This is a genomic window from Pararobbsia alpina (genome assembly GCF_902859895.1).
Lineage (GTDB): Bacteria > Pseudomonadota > Gammaproteobacteria > Burkholderiales > Burkholderiaceae > Pararobbsia > Pararobbsia alpina.
This window is the reverse complement of record NZ_CADIKM010000153.1, coordinates 1-1,462: the sequence shown is the minus strand read 5'-3', so window position 1 is coordinate 1,462 and position 1,462 is coordinate 1. Positions and strand designations below refer to the sequence as shown.

Sequence of the window (1,462 nt, the reverse complement as noted above, 5' to 3'; positions counted from 1 at the left end):
AGGGCCTGCTCCTTGAACTCGACAGAATACGTTTGTCTCGCCTTCAACCTGCACCTCTGACTCTTCTTGATAAGAAATTTCAGAGGCGACAACTACTATGACGCCGGGGGTCCATGTGCCCCATTCGAGTCTGGTGGACCGGACCCCGGATGAGGCATACTTCGACGATGCCAGCGATTCAAATCGGCAGCCTGACTGCCCGTCGGCTCCACTTGAAAAATCTGGAATCCTGTCCGAACAAACGAGGCCACCTCACTTCGAGCACAGCGAGGCTTCCACGCCACCCTAAATTTTAGTTTTCCCGCGCCATTTGTTGTTAGGTTCGCGCACCCCTGCGAGCCAGTTCTCGAGGTCGGCTTCCGCGGTCTGCGCCGACTGTTCAAGTATCTCGATGCCGTTCGGGACGATTGTGGAAATCTCCACAATCATGCCATTGGGATCCTGGGTGTAGCACGAGTAACAGTAGCCGTGATCAACGATCTCTACCGGGGCACCAGCCTCTTCAATACGTTTGCGAAAGTAATCGACGGTTTCCATGGTGTCGACTCCCAGTGAAACGTGATGCTCATACGGATCTCGGGGCATCGGCATCGGTGCGTCACGCATGCCTTCTTCAAACTGAAAGAAGCCGAGCGCGCTGCCGTCTCCGACTTCGAAGAAGCAATGAACGTAGTTCGACGGCGTTTGTTTGATGACGTCGTACGCCTCAGTCCACGTACCGACGAGCGGCAGCTGAAGAACGCCCTCGTAGAAAGCCCGGGTGGCGGTCATATCTTTAGTGCGCACAGCATGATGGTGCCAACCGCTAATCCTGTTGGACCTCAGTCGTTCCTTTCGTCGCGCAATTACGGAAGTGTCGGAATCTACTTGCACGGCTATCTCCTATCTAGGTTTGCCAACCTTCAGGTGCACGGCGCACTGGCTGTCACTGCACCCCCGGTACCTACTTTCAATCAACGGATGTCTCGCGGCAAAAGAACATCGATGAGGCGCACTGTCTACTCCAATGGACCACTCGCTGCTCATCGGGCCTTGCCTGCTGCGATCTGGAATGAATGTTAGATAAAGGATGATTGACGCGGTAGTAAGCAATATTTGCCATCAGCGTTCTATTTGGAGAACGACGAGGACATCAATGCATGATCTGAATGACCTGTTTTTCTACGTCCAGGTGGTGGACAACGGCGGCTTAGTGCCGGCGGGACGAAAGCAGGCATGCCGAAATTGAGACTGAGCCGCCGGATTGCTCTGCTGGAAATGCCGTGATGAGGAAGCATCGCGCACCGTACCCGGCGGAGTTCCGGGCCCACATGGTCGAGCTAGTGAAGGCCGGGCGAACGCCTGAGGAACTCGCGCGAGTTCGAGCCGACCGCGCAGACGATCATCAACTGGGTTGCGCAGGCCGATCGTGATGCTGGCGTGCGCCACGACGGGCTGACCACGGCTGAGCGGCAGGAGCTCA

The 1,462-nt window shown here is 56.1% G+C and carries 1 protein-coding gene and 2 pseudogenes; 2 read left to right on the top strand and 1 reads right to left on the bottom strand.

The window, feature by feature from the left end:
- Positions 1–285: 285 nt before the first annotated feature.
- The gene (locus HV670_RS29975; protein ID WP_343054532.1) at positions 286–786 is read right to left on the bottom strand and encodes a VOC family protein; all 501 of its coding nucleotides are present in this window, start codon (positions 784–786) and stop codon (positions 286–288) included.
- Positions 787–1,135: 349 nt separating this feature from the next.
- On the opposite strand from HV670_RS29975, the pseudogene HV670_RS31775 reads away from it, so the two are divergent.
- Both HV670_RS31775 and HV670_RS29970 read left to right on the top strand, forming a co-directional pair.
- Positions 1,136–1,257, top strand: a pseudogene (locus HV670_RS31775) (LysR family transcriptional regulator); the annotation flags it as partial.
- Positions 1,258–1,265: 8 nt separating this feature from the next.
- Positions 1,266–1,462: pseudogene (locus HV670_RS29970) on the top strand (transposase); the annotation flags it as partial.